Origin of the sequence: Enterobacter sp. Bisph1, assembly GCF_000814905.1 — a bacterium.
GTDB lineage: Bacteria > Pseudomonadota > Gammaproteobacteria > Enterobacterales > Enterobacteriaceae > Kosakonia.
Genome location: NZ_JXAG01000036.1, coordinates 46,191 through 62,302, shown reverse-complemented (window position 1 = coordinate 62,302; position 16,112 = coordinate 46,191). Strand labels below are relative to the sequence as shown.

Annotated in this window: 11 protein-coding genes; 2 read left to right on the top strand and 9 right to left on the bottom strand. The window is 55.7% G+C overall.

The window, feature by feature from the left end; translation table 11 throughout:
• Nucleotide 1: 1 nt before the first annotated feature.
• The 4 genes from mtgA to mnmL all read right to left on the bottom strand — a co-directional run bounded on the left by mtgA (nucleotide 2) and on the right by mnmL (nucleotide 4,975).
• Nucleotides 2-733, bottom strand: coding sequence for a monofunctional biosynthetic peptidoglycan transglycosylase (gene mtgA, locus RW65_RS10980; protein WP_039056780.1), 732 nt, complete (start codon nucleotides 731-733; stop codon nucleotides 2-4).
• Entirely contained in the window at nucleotides 730-1,383 is a 654-nt protein-coding gene (gene elbB / locus RW65_RS10975) for an isoprenoid biosynthesis glyoxalase ElbB (RefSeq protein WP_039056779.1), read from the bottom strand. The genes mtgA and elbB overlap by 4 nt, the downstream gene beginning before the upstream one ends.
• Nucleotides 1,384-1,609: 226 nt before the next feature.
• Complete coding sequence (arcB, locus tag RW65_RS10970; RefSeq protein ID WP_039056778.1) at nucleotides 1,610-3,946, bottom strand: aerobic respiration two-component sensor histidine kinase ArcB; 2,337 nt, start codon at nucleotides 3,944-3,946, stop codon at nucleotides 1,610-1,612.
• Between the two features lie 102 nt (nucleotides 3,947-4,048).
• Complete coding sequence (gene mnmL, locus RW65_RS10965; protein WP_039056777.1) at nucleotides 4,049-4,975, bottom strand: tRNA modification radical SAM protein MnmL/YtqA; 927 nt, start codon at nucleotides 4,973-4,975, stop codon at nucleotides 4,049-4,051.
• Between the two features lie 670 nt (nucleotides 4,976-5,645).
• Between mnmL and gltB the strand changes: the two genes are divergently transcribed.
• Entirely contained in the window at nucleotides 5,646-10,106 is a 4,461-nt protein-coding gene (gltB, locus tag RW65_RS10960; RefSeq protein WP_072037746.1) for a glutamate synthase large subunit, read from the top strand.
• A 9-nt stretch (nucleotides 10,107-10,115) separates the two neighbouring features.
• Nucleotides 10,116-11,534 (top strand): glutamate synthase small subunit, encoded by a 1,419-nt coding sequence (locus RW65_RS10955; protein ID WP_039056775.1) that lies wholly within the window; start codon nucleotides 10,116-10,118, stop codon nucleotides 11,532-11,534.
• A 36-nt stretch (nucleotides 11,535-11,570) separates the two neighbouring features.
• Here RW65_RS10955 and nanQ read toward each other — a convergent pair whose 3' ends face one another.
• From nanQ to nanA, 5 genes are read right to left on the bottom strand one after another with little or no spacing between them, the layout of a single operon-like run.
• Entirely contained in the window at nucleotides 11,571-12,038 is a 468-nt protein-coding gene (gene nanQ / locus RW65_RS10950; protein WP_039056774.1) for an N-acetylneuraminate anomerase, read from the bottom strand.
• The gene (gene nanK, locus RW65_RS10945; RefSeq protein WP_039056773.1) at nucleotides 12,035-12,904 is read right to left on the bottom strand and encodes an N-acetylmannosamine kinase; all 870 of its coding nucleotides are present in this window, start codon (nucleotides 12,902-12,904) and stop codon (nucleotides 12,035-12,037) included. The genes nanQ and nanK overlap by 4 nt, the downstream gene beginning before the upstream one ends.
• Nucleotides 12,885-13,589, bottom strand: a complete 705-nt coding sequence (locus tag RW65_RS10940; RefSeq protein ID WP_039056772.1) for an N-acetylmannosamine-6-phosphate 2-epimerase — start codon at nucleotides 13,587-13,589, stop codon at nucleotides 12,885-12,887. The genes nanK and RW65_RS10940 overlap by 20 nt, the downstream gene beginning before the upstream one ends.
• Nucleotides 13,590-13,593: 4 nt before the next feature.
• Complete coding sequence (locus RW65_RS10935) at nucleotides 13,594-15,084, bottom strand: MFS transporter (RefSeq protein WP_039056771.1); 1,491 nt, start codon at nucleotides 15,082-15,084, stop codon at nucleotides 13,594-13,596.
• A 55-nt stretch (nucleotides 15,085-15,139) separates the two neighbouring features.
• Nucleotides 15,140-16,033, bottom strand: a complete 894-nt coding sequence (gene nanA, locus RW65_RS10930; RefSeq protein WP_039056770.1) for an N-acetylneuraminate lyase — start codon at nucleotides 16,031-16,033, stop codon at nucleotides 15,140-15,142.
• Nucleotides 16,034-16,112: the final 79 nt, after the last annotated feature.

Here is a 16,112-nt window from a genome sequence, read left to right as displayed (position 1 = left end):
CTCAGCGCAGGTTGTTGCGCTCTAAAAACCCTTCCCCGCCGAGTTGCCGCATCTGGCGTGAGATCCACGCCTGGCGGCTACGTACATAGCCAGACGGCGCGGCGGCCTGAAAACGAATCGGGTTTGGCAACACCGCCGCCAGCAGCGCCGCTTCCGACATGGTTAAACGGCTCGCCGGTTTATGAAAATAGCGCTGCGAAGCCTCTTCGACACCAAATACCCCATCACCAAACTCCGCGATATTCAGATATACCGTCAGGATGCGCCGCTTGGTCCATACCGTTTCCATCCCAAGCGTCAACCCGGCTTCCAGCCCTTTACGCAGCCAGCTTTTACCGTCCCATAACAGTAGATTTTTTACCGTCTGCTGCGAAAGGGTCGATGCACCGCGAATCCGATTTTCATGGCGTTCGTTGTGGGAAAGCGCTTTCTGAATGGCGCTGACATCCAGCCCCCAGTGATCGGGAAAACGCTGATCTTCCGCTGCCACCACCGCAAGGGCCATCCACGGTGAGATATCATCCATGCTGACCCAGTCTGAGTGCGCAACATAGCTAAAGTCACCGCTCAACCACGCCCCAAGCTGGCGCTCCACCATCACCGCAGAAAATGGCACCGGCAGAAAACTGAACAGCACAATGCTGCCACCCCAAAAAATTGCCAGCCCCAAAATCGTGCGCAGGAAAATACGCTTAAGCGTGGCCTTCAGCGGGCCGCGAAACCCTTTTCTCATTCAGCCAGCACCATAACGCGCGCCACCAGCTTTTCAATCCCCGTCGCCGCCTGAGCGATATCCTCAGCCAGCATATACGCGGGCGTGGTCACCACTTTGTGCTCTTCATCGATCACGATATCGTCGACCGGACAAGGTACATGTTGCGCCCCCATCTCTTCCAGCACGTCGGCTGTATCAATATCGGTACCGATAGTCAGACGCAGCGGGAAATCGAAAATTTTTGGCAACATCGCCGGTGCGATGCACATAAAACCGAGAGGTTTACCGGCCTGGTGCATCTCCAGCACCAGTTTCTTCAACTCTTCGTCAACGTGACAGTCACTGCCCTTGTCGGCGAAATTACTCAGGTTTTTTGCTGCGCCAAAACCACCCGGCACAATCAGTGCATCCAGATCGTTGGCTGATGCGCTCCCCAGCGGCTGTACATGGCCGCGGGCGATACGGGCAGACTCATAAAGCACATTACGGCGCTCGTTGAGGGGCTCGCCCGTTAGATGATTGATGACATCGCTCTGCGGCTTGTCAGGGGCAAAACAAACGGCCAGCGCGCCATGGCGGGCAATCGCTAATAGCGTAATCACCGCCTCATGAATTTCACTTCCGTCATAAACGCCCGCGCCGCTTAAGATAACCCCGACTTTTTTCATTTTGCTCATCCTTTATGCAACTTACTGACAATAATTAAAAATTTCGATAAGGGAGTCTTGCTTCACACATTTCACTGATTGATGTAACAATCTCTTTAAGATTTGCTATCTTATGTGCGTGTGGTCGAATTTTTGAAGCTACGCCCTGGCAAAAAACAATTATTACGGCGCAGCCACAGTTTCCCTGGTGTTGGCGCAGTATTCGCGCACCCCGGTTTATCCGGGGTCATTTTTTTCCAGCGTCCGCTACCCAGGCTTTTAATACCGCCACATCGTTACGCCACTCCTGCTTCATCTCTTCAACCCAATCGCCGACGTTATCCCACCACGCAGGAAGGTCGGGAGATTGAATCTGCTGTCCCAACTGTTGTAAATGGCGCAGCCCGACAGAGCCTGCCGCGCCCTTGATTTTATGGCCCTCTTCCACGATCCCTTTTTGATCGCGCGCGGTCAGGTTTGATTCGAGCACGCTCAAATAGCCCGGCATCATCTTTTCAAATACCTCAAGCCCATCGGTGATCAGCTTCGGCCCGACCAGATCGATATATTGCTCAAGCATGGCGGTATCAAGCAGCGCTTGCGCTTTACTGTTGTCGATGGTTGTCACGGATTCCTCCTCCTCTTCACTCGCATCCCAGAACTTTTTAATCATGGCAGTTAATGCCGGGACCGCCAGCGGTTTACTTAATACATCATCCATGCCCGCATCGAGATATTCCTGCTTGTCTTTCAGCACGTTGGCGGTCAACGCCACCAGCGGGGGGAGATCTTCACGCGCGTAGCGAGTGGTCAACTCGCGCGAGATATCCAGCCCGGTCATGTCGGGCAACTGAATATCCAGCAACACGAGGTCATATTCTCCCGGCGTAAACATCTCCAGCGCGGCGGTGCCGGTCATGGCCACATCGACGCTGCTGCCCAGTTTTTCCAGCACCGAACGGGCGACAATAACGTTCAGTTCGATATCTTCCACCAACAGCACATGCAGTGCCGGAAGCGGCATATCATCATCTTCAAACGCGTCTTCAACCTCTTCCGCTACCGCCGGCGCGTGAATGGTCAGCGTAAACAACGAGCCCGCGCCGGGTTCGCTGCTCACCGTAATATCGCCGCCCATGTTTTTTGCCAGCCGGCGTGAAACCGCAAGGCCAATCCCGGTACCCGTCGCCGGTTTACCGCCATGGCTATCTTTCACCTGGTAATACATGGCGAAGATTTTGTCCTGTTCATCGCGAGGAATACCGATGCCGGAATCCTGCACTTCGAAGTGGAGCATCTCGTCTTTGCCGTAACGCACGCGCACCACCACCTGCCCTTCACGGGTAAATTTGACGGCGTTGCTGATAAGGTTCCACAAGATCTGTCGCAGGCGCGTACCGTCAGTAATTACCTGATGCGGCAGCGGCCGCGCCGGTTCGAGGATAAAGCGCAGCCCTTTCTGGTGCGCCTGTAGCGCCGAAAGGTTCTCCAGATCGGCCAGGAAGCCCGTGAAGTCGACAGGCTGATTATCCAGCTGCACTTTACGCCGCTCCATCTTATCCATATCGATAATATCGTTGAAGATATTGCCAAGAGTGACGGCAGAAACGTGGATGGTTTTCAGGTATTTTTCTTGCTCATCCGTTAACTCGGTGTCGAGCAGAATACGGCTCAGCCCAACGATGCCGTTTAGCGGCGTACGCAGTTCATGGCTAATGGTGGAGATAAAGGTGGTTTTATCCCGGCTGGCGCGCTCCAGCGCATCCTGATAGCGTTTGCGCTCGGTGATATCGCGGCCAAAGCCCATCAGCCCGTGGCGTTTACCGACGCGATCGTAATAGGGCACTTTGCGGATTTCAAAACAGGCTTTGCGCCCGTCCGGGTAATCGAGCCACTGTTCGTAGGTCAACGAAACGTTGTGGCGAAAGACCTTTTCATCGGTCTCGTTCACTTTCTCCGCCGCCTCCGGCGAATAGACATCCTGAGGCTTGAGATGGATAAGCTGCTTCTCGCTCTTACCGGTCAGCAGCTCCATTGCCCGGTTACAGCCGGAGAACTCTTTATCTTCGTTACGGTAAAACACCAGATCCGGCGAGGCGTCGAGGAAGGAGCGCAGAAAAGAGGATTGTTGTTCGAGCTGGATTTGCGTCTGCTCGCGCTCCTGCATCTCTATTTTTAACTGTTCAAAGGTGGCCTGGCGCTCCGCTTCCGCTTTCTCACGGTCGCTAATCTCCTGGTTAAGCTGCGTAATATTATCTTTCAGCTTCACGTTAAGCTTCAGATCGCGCTCGCGCATCTCTTCCAGTTTTTCCACCAGACGCGACAAGCGCTGGCGCGACTCTTCGAGCTGTTCAACCACCACCGAGAGAAAATAAACCGCCCAGGGCGTGATAAGCAGGCCAAAAAAGATGGAACGGATCACATCAATGCGCTCCACCTGCCCTTGTAACACCATGGTAACGGCCATCTGCACTACGATCGCCAGAACCACCAGCGCCAGCGCAAGCAGTAAGGAGAAGCGCACAAGGCCCAGCTTCATCATCAGGTCGACATAATATTGCGCCAGTAAACGGATTTGCTTCATAGAGGTTTCCTCGAACAAGTCCGCTCAATAATACTCAATTCTGAGCAAGGCGTTGAAGCTTGTGCGAAAAATGCTGGGATAATTAGCCTTTCAGCGGTTTCTTCAGAGCGGTAATTGCCAGCTGCGTCCCAGGGCTGAACCTTGCGCCCCCTGCGCTGAAAGATAGCGATCCAGCTCGACCATGCCGGTCCAGCGGTTTTCACACCATAGCGGTGCCAGCAGGGTCGGGCGGCGTGCGCTGGCGGATACGCGATGAAAAATCACTTCCGGCGGCGTATGGCGGATCATCTCCCCGGCAATAACGGTGTACTGGTCCAGTTCGATGCCGTTCAGCCGCCCCGCTTGCCAGGCCTTCGCCATAATACTGCCGGTAACAATATGCAGCGGATGAAGCTTGATGCCGTCAACGCCAGACTCTACAACGCGCTGTATCGTCTCAAGGCATGCGGTTTGCTCCTCGCCGGGCAAGCCGACAATCAGGTGCGTGCACACTTTCAGACCGCGTTGACGGGCTTGCTGTGCCGTCTGTTGGTAACAGGCGAAATCGTGCCCGCGATTAATGCGATGCAGGGTTTTATCGTGGGCGGTTTGTAGCCCCAGCTCCAGCCACACTTCGTAGCCCTGCTCGCGGTATTCACTGAGCAGATCCAGCACCGCTGGCGGAACGCAATCCGGTCGCGTGCCGACACACAGCCCAACAATATTGGCCTCGCTCACCGCCTGCTGGTACATCGAGCGCAGCACCTGCACCTCCGCCCAGGTACTGGTATAGGCCTGGAAATAAGCGAGATAACGCCGGGCACGGTTCACCCGTTGCGCCTGATGGGCGAGCTGTGCGGCAATGGATTGATGCTGCTGCGCTTCATCAGCGAAGGAGGCGACATTGCAGAAGGTGCAGCCGCCGCGGCCAATGGTGCCATCGCGGTTAGGGCAGCTAAAACCGCCATGCAATGTCAGTTTATGAACCTTTTCGCCATAGCGGCGCGCAAGATCCCCACCAAACATATTGACTAATTTCTGTAACTGCATAATCTGAATGGCCGCCCTGAGGAAAGGGCGTAGCCTGCCACTTTTAGCTTTCATCGGCGATGACCTGGATCAATCGCCCGGGAAGGCTTTTATCCATTGCATAATCAGTCAATATAATCGCAATTTCATTCACCTTCCGGGCAATTACTTTTGCTTATGGCGCAGCGTTAATTTGCAGAAATACAGGCGTTATTGAAAAACAGTGCGTTGATGCAGAGCCAGCGGTCGCAGCAGAATAAAACACTGCTATAAAATCCCTGTTCAGAATAGAACATCAGAAACAGTGCTTTTAGATAGTGAGTCAGATCACAGTTGACTGCCGCTTAACGCGACGCTCATAGAATGTAAAAAACATTAAATAATATTATTTATCAATTGGATAAACGTGTTTTAGCACATTTTTGTATAAATAAGCTCGGCATTTGACCTGGGTACGGATTCCCGATAAGTTGGGAATCCGCTGGAAGCTTTCTGGATGAGCAGTCTGCTCATCATATTTATGCAGTAATTGAGATTCCCTCTTAAGCAAGTCCTCAACACTTGTGAATCGATGCGAAAAGGAAATTAGAGAGGGCGACATGCGAGGCAATTGCCCCGTCGCCATGCTCTTTTTACGCCTGTGCGTAACGATCGGGAGGGGCTCTCGTAGAGCCTGGGGAGGTTCACTGATATGTTGTACGATAAATCTCTTGAGAGAGATAACTGTGGTTTCGGCCTGATCGCCCACATAGAAGGCGAACCTAGCCACAAGGTAGTGCGTACTGCTATTCACGCACTGGCCCGAATGCAGCACCGCGGCGCGATCCTCGCCGACGGTAAAACCGGCGATGGCTGCGGTCTGCTGCTGCAAAAACCCGATCGCTTCTTCCGTATCGTTGCGGAAGAGCGCGGCTGGCGCTTAGCAAAAAACTACGCCGTTGGCATGCTATTCCTTAATCAGGACCCTGACAAAGCCAGCGCGTCACGCCGCATTGTTGAAGAAGAACTTCAACGTGAAACCCTGTCGATTGTCGGCTGGCGCGACGTGCCAACCAACGAAGGGGTACTCGGTGAAATCGCCCTCTCCTCGCTGCCTCGTATTGAGCAAATTTTTGTTAACGCCCCTGCGGGCTGGCGTCCGCGCGATATGGAGCGTCGCCTGTTTATCGCCCGTCGCCGCATTGAAAAGCGCCTGCAGGAAGATAAAGAGTTTTATGTTTGTAGCCTCTCTAATCTGGTGAACATCTATAAAGGTCTCTGTATGCCGGCGGATTTGCCGCGCTTCTACCTGGACCTGGCGGACCTGCGTCTGGAATCGGCCATTTGCCTGTTCCACCAGCGCTTTTCTACTAACACCGTACCGCGCTGGCCGCTGGCGCAGCCGTTCCGCTATCTGGCGCACAACGGTGAGATCAACACCATTACCGGTAACCGCCAATGGGCGCGCGCGCGTACTTATAAATTCCAGACGCCGCTTATTCCCGATCTCCATGATGCCGCACCGTTCGTCAACGAAACCGGCTCCGACTCCAGTTCCATGGATAACATGCTGGAACTGCTGCTGGCGGGCGGGATGGATATCGTGCGCGCCATGCGTTTGCTGGTGCCGCCAGCCTGGCAGAACAATCCAGAAATGGATCCGGATCTGCGTAGCTTCTTTGACTTTAACTCCATGCATATGGAGCCGTGGGACGGCCCGGCGGGCATCGTAATGTCCGATGGCCGCTTCGCCGCCTGTAACCTCGACCGTAACGGTCTGCGTCCGGCACGCTACGTCATCACTAAAGACAAGCTGATCACCTGCGCCTCTGAAGTGGGCATCTGGGATTATCAGCCGGATGAAGTGGTCGAAAAAGGCCGCGTTGGCCCCGGCGAATTGATGGTTATCGATACCCGAGGCGGGCGCATTTTGCACTCCGCAGAAACCGATGACGATCTGAAAAGCCGCCATCCCTACAAAGAGTGGATGGAGAAAAACGTTCGCCGTCTGGTACCGTTCGAAGATCTGCCCGATGAAGAAGTCGGCACTCGCGAAATGGATGACGATCTGCTGTCGAGCTACCAGAAACAGTTTAATTACAGCTTCGAAGAGCTGGATTCAGTGATTCGTGTGCTGGGCGAAAATGGTCAGGAAGCCGTCGGTTCGATGGGCGACGATACGCCTTTCGCCGTACTCTCCAGCCAGCCGCGTATTATTTATGACTACTTCCGCCAGCAGTTTGCGCAGGTGACCAACCCGCCCATCGATCCGCTGCGTGAAGCCCATGTGATGTCGCTGGCCACCAGCATCGGTCGTGAAATGAACGTCTTCTGCGAAGCGGAAGGCCAGGCGCACCGTTTAAGCTTTAAATCGCCGATTCTGCTCTACTCCGATTTCAAACAGCTCACGACGATGACCGAGGAACACTACCGCGCCGATACGCTGGATATCACTTTCGATACCACGGAAACGACGCTGGAAGAGACCATTAAAGGGCTGTGCGACAAAGCCGAGCAGATGGTACGTAACGGCACGGTACTGCTGGTACTTTCCGATCGTAACATCGCCAAAAACCGTCTGCCGGTTCCGGCACCGATGGCGGTGGGCGCGATCCAGACGCGGCTGGTGGATAAGAGCCTGCGCTGCGACGCCAACATTATTGTCGAAACCGCAAGCGCCCGCGATCCGCATCACTTCGCAGTGCTGCTGGGCTTCGGCGCGACGGCAATCTACCCTTATCTGGCGTATGAAACGCTGGCGAAACTGGTAGACACCAAGGCTATCGAGAAGAATTACCGCGCGGTGATGCTGAACTACCGTAACGGCATCAATAAAGGGCTGTATAAGATCATGTCCAAAATGGGCATCTCGACTATCGCCTCCTATCGCTGCTCTAAGCTGTTTGAAGCCGTTGGTCTGCATGACGAAGTCTCCGGGCTGTGCTTCCAGGGCGTGGTTAGCCGTATTGGCGGTGCCGGGTTTGCTGACTTCCAGCAGGATCTGCTGAATCTGTCCAAACGTGCCTGGCTGGCGCGTAAACCGCTGGATCAAGGCGGCTTGCTGAAGTATGTCCACGGCGGCGAATATCACGCTTACAACCCGGATGTGGTGCGCACGTTGCAGCAGGCGGTACAGAGCGGTGAATACAGCGATTATCAGCAATACGCGAAGCTGGTGAATGAGCGCCCGGCGGCAACGCTGCGCGATCTGCTGGCGATTACCCCGGGTAACGAAGCGATCGATATTAAAGATGTCGAACCGGCAACGGAGTTGTTTAAACGCTTCGATACCGCCGCGATGTCAATCGGCGCGCTGAGCCCGGAAGCTCACGAAGCGCTGGCCGAAGCGATGAACAGCCTCGGCGGCTTCTCTAACTCCGGTGAAGGCGGCGAAGATCCGGCGCGCTATGGCACCAATAAAGTGTCACGTATCAAACAGGTGGCCTCCGGTCGTTTCGGCGTAACGCCTGCCTATCTGGTTAATGCCGACGTGATTCAGATTAAAGTGGCGCAGGGAGCAAAACCAGGCGAAGGCGGCCAGTTGCCGGGCGATAAAGTCACACCGTACATCGCCAGACTGCGCTATTCCGTCCCTGGCGTAACGCTGATCTCCCCGCCGCCGCATCATGATATTTACTCTATCGAAGATCTGGCGCAGCTGATTTTTGACCTGAAACAGGTCAACCCGAAAGCGATGATCTCCGTCAAGCTGGTCTCCGAACCGGGCGTCGGTACTATCGCCACCGGTGTGGCAAAAGCGTACGCGGACCTGATCACCATTGCCGGTTATGACGGCGGTACCGGTGCCAGCCCGCTGTCGTCGGTGAAATATGCCGGTTGTCCGTGGGAGCTGGGTCTGGTGGAAACCCAGCAGGCGCTGGTGGCTAACGGTCTGCGTCATAAAATCCGTTTGCAGGTGGACGGCGGCCTGAAAACCGGCCAGGACATTATCAAAGCGGCGATCCTGGGTGCGGAAAGCTTTGGTTTCGGTACCGGCCCGATGGTGGCGCTGGGCTGTAAATATCTGCGTATTTGCCATCTGAACAACTGCGCAACCGGCGTGGCCACCCAGGATGAGAAGCTGCGTAAAAATCACTATCATGGCCTGCCGTTCAAAGTGACTAACTACTTTGAATTTATTGCCCGCGAAACCCGTGAACTGATGGCGCAACTGGGCGTGAAACGTCTGGTGGATCTGATTGGCCGTACCGATCTGCTCAAAGAGCTGGACGGGTTTACTGCCAAACAGCAGAAACTCGATTTAACCAAACTGCTGGAGACGGCAGAGCCGCATCCGGGTAAAGCGCTGTACTGCACGGAAAACAACCCGCCGTTTGATAATGGCGTGCTGAACGCGCAGCTGCTGCAACAGGCTAAACCCTATGTTGATGCGAAGCAGAGCAAAACCTTCTGGTTTGATATCCGCAACACCGACCGTTCTGTGGGCGCGCTGCTCTCTGGCTATATTGCTCAGGCGCACGGCGATCAAGGCTTAGCCTCGGATCCGATCAAGGCCCACTTCAGCGGTACCGCAGGCCAAAGCTTCGGCGTGTGGAACGCGGGCGGCGTGGAGCTATATCTCACTGGCGATGCGAATGACTATGTGGGTAAAGGGATGGCTGGCGGTCTGTTGGCGGTGCGTCCGCCGGTGGGCTCCGCATTTCGTAGCCATGAAGCGAGCATTATCGGCAATACCTGTCTGTATGGCGCAACCGGTGGGCGTTTATATGCCGCTGGCCGCGCGGGCGAGCGTTTCGCGGTGCGTAACTCCGGTGCTATCACCGTGGTGGAAGGCATTGGCGACAACGGGTGTGAATATATGACCGGCGGGATTGTCTGCGTGTTAGGCAAAACCGGCGTTAACTTTGGCGCGGGGATGACGGGCGGCTTCGCCTATGTACTGGACGAAGACGGTGAATTCCGTAAACGCGTCAACCCGGAACTGGTGGAAGTGCTGAGCGTCGATGACCTCGCGATCCATGAAGAGCACCTGCGCGGTTTGATTACCGAGCATGTGCAGCATACCGGTTCTCAGCGCGGCGAAGAGATTCTGGCGAACTGGCCAGCCTTCTCAAGCAAATTCGCACTGGTTAAGCCGAAGTCCAGCGATGTGAAAGCACTGTTGGGTCACCGTAGTCGTAGCGCAGCAGAGCTGCGTGTGCAGGCGCAGTAAGGGGTAGCAATGAGTCAGAACGTATACCAGTTTATCGACTTGCAGCGTGTTGATCCGCCGAAGAAAGCGCTGAAGATCCGTAAAATTGAATTTGTTGAAATCTATGAGCCGTTTTCAGAAGGCCAGGCCAAAGCGCAGGCAGATCGCTGCCTCTCCTGCGGCAACCCTTACTGTGAGTGGAAATGTCCGGTACATAACTACATCCCGAACTGGCTGAAGCTGGCGAATGAAGGGCGTATTTTTGAAGCGGCCGAACTGTCGCACCAGACCAATACCCTGCCGGAAGTGTGCGGCCGCGTTTGCCCACAGGACCGGCTGTGTGAAGGCTCCTGTACGCTGAACGATGAGTTTGGCGCGGTGACCATCGGCAATATCGAACGCTATATCAATGATAAAGCGTTTGAGATGGGCTGGCGCCCGGATCTGACGGGCGTTAAACAGACCAATAAGCGCGTGGCAATTATTGGCGCTGGCCCGGCGGGCCTCGCCTGTGCCGATGTGCTGACCCGTAACGGCGTTAAAGCGGTGGTTTTTGACCGCCATCCGGAAATTGGCGGCCTGCTCACCTTTGGCATTCCGGCTTTCAAGCTGGAAAAAGAGGTGATGACGCGTCGCCGTGAAATCTTCACCGGCATGGGGATTGAGTTCAAACTGAATACCGAAGTGGGCCGCGACGTACAGATCGATGATCTGCTGAAAGAGTACGATGCCGTATTCCTCGGCGTCGGGACCTATCAGTCGATGCGCGGCGGGCTGGAAAATGAAGACGCACAGGGCGTATTCGACGCGCTGCCGTTCCTGATTGCCAATACCAAACAGATTATGGGCTTCGGCGAAACGCCGGATGAGCCGTATATCAGTATGGAAGGCAAGCGTGTGGTGGTGCTGGGCGGCGGCGATACGGCGATGGACTGTGTACGCACCTCCATTCGCCAGGGCGCGACCCACGTTATCTGTGCCTATCGCCGTGACGAAGAGAATATGCCGGGCTCGAAACGCGAAGTGAAAAACGCGCGCGAAGAGGGCGTGGAGTTTCAGTTCAATGTGCAGCCGCTGGGCGTTGAAGTGAATGCCAACGGCAAAGTGTGCGGCGTGAAGATGGCACGTACTGAAATGGGTGCCCCGGATGCGAAAGGCCGTCGTCGTGCGGAAATCGTCGCCGGTTCCGAACATGTAGTGCCGGCGGATGCGGTGGTGATGGCCTTTGGCTTCCGTCCCCACAGCATGGAGTGGCTGGCGAAACACAGCGTTGAGCTCGATTCCCAGGGCCGCGTTATCGCACCGGAAGGCAGCGACAATGCCTTCCAGACCAGCAATCCAAAAATCTTTGCCGGCGGCGATATCGTTCGCGGCTCCGATTTGGTGGTCACGGCGATTGCCGAAGGCCGTAAAGCGGCGGACGGTATTCTGAACTACCTCGAAGTGTAAGAAAAAAGCCGGATGGGCAACACCCTCCGGCTTTTTTTATGCTCTCAGCAAGCTGGCGCGAACTTTTACCACCGCTTTTTTAATCTCCCCTGCCGATTCCACCGCGCAACCTGGTTTATGCGGCTCTCCGGGCATAAATACCGCCAGCATCCCGGGTTTGAGTACGATGGATTGCTCGCCCTCAATAGCGCGGCACAGCTGGTAATCCTCGGCATAATGCATTTGCTCACACTCCCGTGCGGAACCCGCAACGCCAAACAGAATGCGCTCTTCTCCGGCTAACAGCAGTTGAATATCAATAAATTGCTCGTGCAGCTCCGCCTTCTTCTGCTCCGGCTCTTGCGTGGCAAACTGCATCACGTTCATAAAGATTTCTTCACCCTGCAAGGCATACTGACCCGGTGTTCGTTCTTCTGGCCGTGCCGCGAGGGCAAGACTAAGCGCATTGACCAGGGCTGCTGGCAGGCCTGACGACGCCAGTGATTGTAACTCTGCCAACATCATGAGACGTCTCCTTGTGCTAACAACGCCGCACCTAATAGCCCGGCATCATGGCGATAATGGGCTGCCCGCAGCGCCACCTGATATACCTGCGGTTCGCGCGAGAGAAAGTTCGCAACCTGCGCTAAATAGCCTTCAGCCAGCCCAACGCTGCCGCCAATCACCACGCTTTGACAGTCGGTAACGGCTTTAACATCGGCGATAAGACGTGCCAGGGTCTGGGCAGACTGCGCCACTAATTCGCGGGCCTGTATCGCGCCTTGTGCGGCAAGGCTGAAGATCGCTTTTGCATCCAGTCCAGCCAGCTCGCCGCGCGCCTGAGCGGCAATGCCGCGCCCGGATGCGATGGCCTCAACGCAGCCTCTTCGACCGCAGCCACACAGGGGCCCGGCAGGATCGGCCAGCGTGTGACCAAGATGCCCGGCCAGCCCGCCATTGCCCATCTGCAATTTGCCATTGAGCACCACGCCGCCGCCCACGCCGGTTGAAACCGTCAGAAACACCATATCGCCAGCGGTGGGCAGTGCGCAGAATTCTGCCCAGGCAGCGGCCTGCGCGTCGTTTATCGCCATTACCGGCAGATGAGTGATCTCAGAGAGAAACCCGACCAACGGAAACTGCGCCAGCCCGCCCAGATTGGCGGGGTTAATCGCCGTCAGGATGCCATTATTCAGAATGCCGGTCGACGCCACTGCGACCCGCTGAGCCTCTTCCATCAGCGGCGCAATCAGCGATTGCAATGCCTGCTGCAGCGCCCGCGGTGTTCGACTGGCGGGGGTTGGACATTCACGACGAGCTATGATCGTTTGCCCCGCAACCTGCGCCGCCGCTAACTTGGTGCCACCGATATCAATGGCCAGCGTCGTCATCTTGCACCTCGCGCATAGCCTCATTAAACCACTGGCAGATATGTTCAAGGCGGGTAATGGCCGAGCCTACCGTGACGGCCCATGCGCCATGACGCATCGCTTCTGCCGCCAGCGCGGGTGAGTTATAGCGCCCTTCGGCAATCACCCGACAGCCCGCCTCGTTGAGGGCCTGCACCAGAGCCAGATCGGGTTGCTTCGGCGTCTGCGCCGTCAGGTAGCCGGAGAGCGTCGAACCAATAAATTCGGCCCCAAGGCGCTGACAATAAACGCCATCTTCCAGTGAAGAACAGTCCGCCATCGCCAGTCGTCCGTGATGATGGATCCGGGACACAATGGCTTCACGGGTGGCGGGACGAAGGCGATCGGTGCCATCGAAAGCAATAATATCCGCACCCGCCTGCACCAGATCGTCGACATCCTGTAGAAAAGGGGTAATGCGCACCGGTGAGTCGGGCAGATCGCGTTTAACGATGCCGATAAGCGGAATTGAGAGCAGCGCACGCGCAGCGCGGAGGTTAGCGATGCCCTCAATGCGCACCGCCAGCGCATCAGCCTGCTCTGCCGCCAGCGCCATCGCGGCGATAATATCCGGCTTGTCGAGCGGGCTTCCCGGCACCGGCTGACATGAGACGATCAAGGCACCGGTGGTTGTAATCTTGTGACTTAAGGTTTCAATCAATGACATCAGCTTATCCCTTGTGTTTAATCAGGCCGCTTTTATCCGCCCTGAATGGCACTGCACCACTGAATGGTTTGCCGTCGATGGCATCATGAGTGCGCAGCGCTTCAGGTCTGATCCAGCGCTGCACGCGAGACGGCATGTCCAGACCGATGAGCAGGATCACCACAAACGTCAGGCCAAAGGAGAGCGAACCCAGTGCCGTGCCCAGCGCCATGTCCCGCGATAGCAAAGCGCCGACTACCGGGGCGATTGCGCCACCCAGCGCCCCGACGTTATAGGTGAAGCCCAATCCGGCAGCACGCTGGTCGGTATCGAAATAACCGCCGATGAGTTTGGGTAAGATGCCGGAGATCCCCTGCCCCAGCATCTGCTGGAAAAAGAGTAGTAAACCCAGCACCCAGACATTTGCGCCACCGATCGCAAATACGGGAATAATCAACAGTTGCGAGGCCAGCAGGCTACAGACGTAGGCTTTGCGCGTGCCCAGCCAGTCGCCAAGGAAGCCGCCCACGCAGCAGCCTACTGCCGCACCGAAGCCGCTGAAAAACAGCACACGGGCTACCGTTGACGGGTCATAGGCCAGTTCCGTTTTAAGGTAAGTGGGTAATAACGCCTGAATCGGCCATGAATAGAGGAAGGCAAACAGCACCACAACCATCAGCGTCACACCGGTAGGCCAGCGCTTGCCGCTGCTTTGCACCATAAAGCTGATAAAAACGACGGCGCATAACAGGCCGAGAATCACTACCAGCCCTGCATTATTCAGTTCACCGGCAAAACAGAACCACAAAGCCGTACCGGCAAACAGCGTCATCAGAATATTGAGGGCGCGGTATTTACCTCTGTAGAGGATATCCACCATCGTTCGAACCGGTGCTCTATCTGCGTGCTTCGCTTTCCAGTCTTCCGCTTCCGGGATGTTTTTACGCAACCAGAGGGCAAACACAATCGGCAAAATGCCGATAAAAAACAGCGCACGCCAGCCCCAGACGGGAACGACAAGGCTGTAAACCTGCGCGGCCGCCACGGCACCGACGGAGAAACCTGAGATCAAAAATCCACTCGCTTTATTGCGCAGGTGCTTCGGCCAACTCTCTATGACATAGGTAGCACTGGATCCGTATTCACCCGCCATCCCCATGCCAATTACCATGCGGGCGATAAAGAGAGTGACATAGCCAGGCGCAAACCCGCAGGCCAGGGTGCCAACGGAGAACAGCACGATACTGGTGATCATCGCCAGCTTACGTCCATAGCGATCGCCCATGGCTCCAAGCAGCAAGCCACCGAACCAGCGGGAGATAAAAGCCGCCGAGATCAGGCTGGCCGCTTCCACGGTGGTTAAGGCAAATTCGCTTTTAATTTCAGTCAGAACTAAGGCAATGAGCACAAAATCGAAGCCATCGAGCAGATATCCCAGCCAGGCGGCAGAGAAAGCTCGCCACTGTGGGCGGCTAAGATGGCGGTACCACGGGATGCTTTGGGTCGTCACACTCATGACACTCTCCCGAAAAGGGTTGTAGCCGGATAAGCAAGCGCCATCCGGCAATGCGTTAAGGTTTTTCCGCCATTAACTGCTCCGCCAGGGCTTTCAGCGCAGGCAGGAATTTTTCATCAACGGGAGAAAATGGCTTACGGCAAAGGGGCACGGCGACCACATCCATATAGTGCAGTACCGTTTTCAGGCCGCGGAACACACCGGTTTTGATCAGTAGATCGATAACCTTGTTGCACTCACTTTGTAACTGCTGCGCGCGCGCGTTATCCCCTTCACGAATCGCCTGGGCGATGGCCTGATAGCGCCAGCCCATGATGTTATAGGTGCTGCCAATCCCACCATCTGCCCCCGCCAGCAAACCAGAGGCAAAGATCTCATCGTAACCGTTGTAGAGCACCAGATCCGGATGCGCGCGGCGGATCTGCTCCATCTGGAAGAGATCGCCAGAGGTTTGCTTCAGCGCGCCCACGCCCGGGAGCGTTACGAGGGTATTGATTTGATCGAGCGTAAGTTTTACGCCGCTCAATGCCGGAATGTTGTAGACCACCATCGGCAAACCGTCGGCAGAATCAATGATTGCACGGTAGTGATCACAATGTTCTTCGAAGCTAAAGGGGTAATAAAACGGGGTGACGGCGGAAACCGCATCGAAGCCGAAGCGGGAGGCTGACGTTGCCAGCTGTTGGCTTTCCACCGTGCTGACACAGCCAACGTGGGCGATTAACGCGATCTTCCCTTTCGCCTCTTCCGCGACGATCTCCATTACCTGCTCACGTTCAGCAAGGCTTTGCACAAAGGCTTCACCCGTTGAACCGCCGACGTACAGACCATCGATGCCCTGGGCAATATTGAATTGCACCAGACGGCGCAGGCTCGCTTTATCAAGCTGCTGCTGCGCGTTAAACGGCGTCAGGAGTGCGGCCATTACGCCGCGTAATTGCGTTGCCATAGATACCTCAGTTGCTCATTTGTTTGTTATAACGATATACCTTTATACCTGTTATACCAGAGCAATTAAGCAGCAGGTC

Excerpts from the sequence above, each read along its gene's own strand:
- mtgA (WP_039056780.1), bottom strand. The coding sequence starts at position 733 with ATGAGAAAAGGGTTTCGCGGCCCGCTGAAGGCCACGCTTAAGCGTATT.
- elbB (WP_039056779.1), bottom strand. The coding sequence starts at position 1,383 with ATGAAAAAAGTCGGGGTTATCTTAAGCGGCGCGGGCGTTTATGACGGA.
- arcB (WP_039056778.1), bottom strand. The coding sequence starts at position 3,946 with ATGAAGCAAATCCGTTTACTGGCGCAATATTATGTCGACCTGATGATG.
- mnmL (WP_039056777.1), bottom strand. The coding sequence starts at position 4,975 with ATGCAGTTACAGAAATTAGTCAATATGTTTGGTGGGGATCTTGCGCGC.
- gltB (WP_072037746.1), top strand. The coding sequence starts at position 5,646 with ATGTTGTACGATAAATCTCTTGAGAGAGATAACTGTGGTTTCGGCCTG.
- RW65_RS10955 (WP_039056775.1), top strand. The coding sequence starts at position 10,116 with ATGAGTCAGAACGTATACCAGTTTATCGACTTGCAGCGTGTTGATCCG.
- nanQ (WP_039056774.1), bottom strand. The coding sequence starts at position 12,038 with ATGATGTTGGCAGAGTTACAATCACTGGCGTCGTCAGGCCTGCCAGCA.
- nanK (WP_039056773.1), bottom strand. The coding sequence starts at position 12,904 with ATGACGACGCTGGCCATTGATATCGGTGGCACCAAGTTAGCGGCGGCG.
- RW65_RS10940 (WP_039056772.1), bottom strand. The coding sequence starts at position 13,589 with ATGTCATTGATTGAAACCTTAAGTCACAAGATTACAACCACCGGTGCC.
- RW65_RS10935 (WP_039056771.1), bottom strand. The coding sequence starts at position 15,084 with ATGAGTGTGACGACCCAAAGCATCCCGTGGTACCGCCATCTTAGCCGC.
- nanA (WP_039056770.1), bottom strand. The coding sequence starts at position 16,033 with ATGGCAACGCAATTACGCGGCGTAATGGCCGCACTCCTGACGCCGTTT.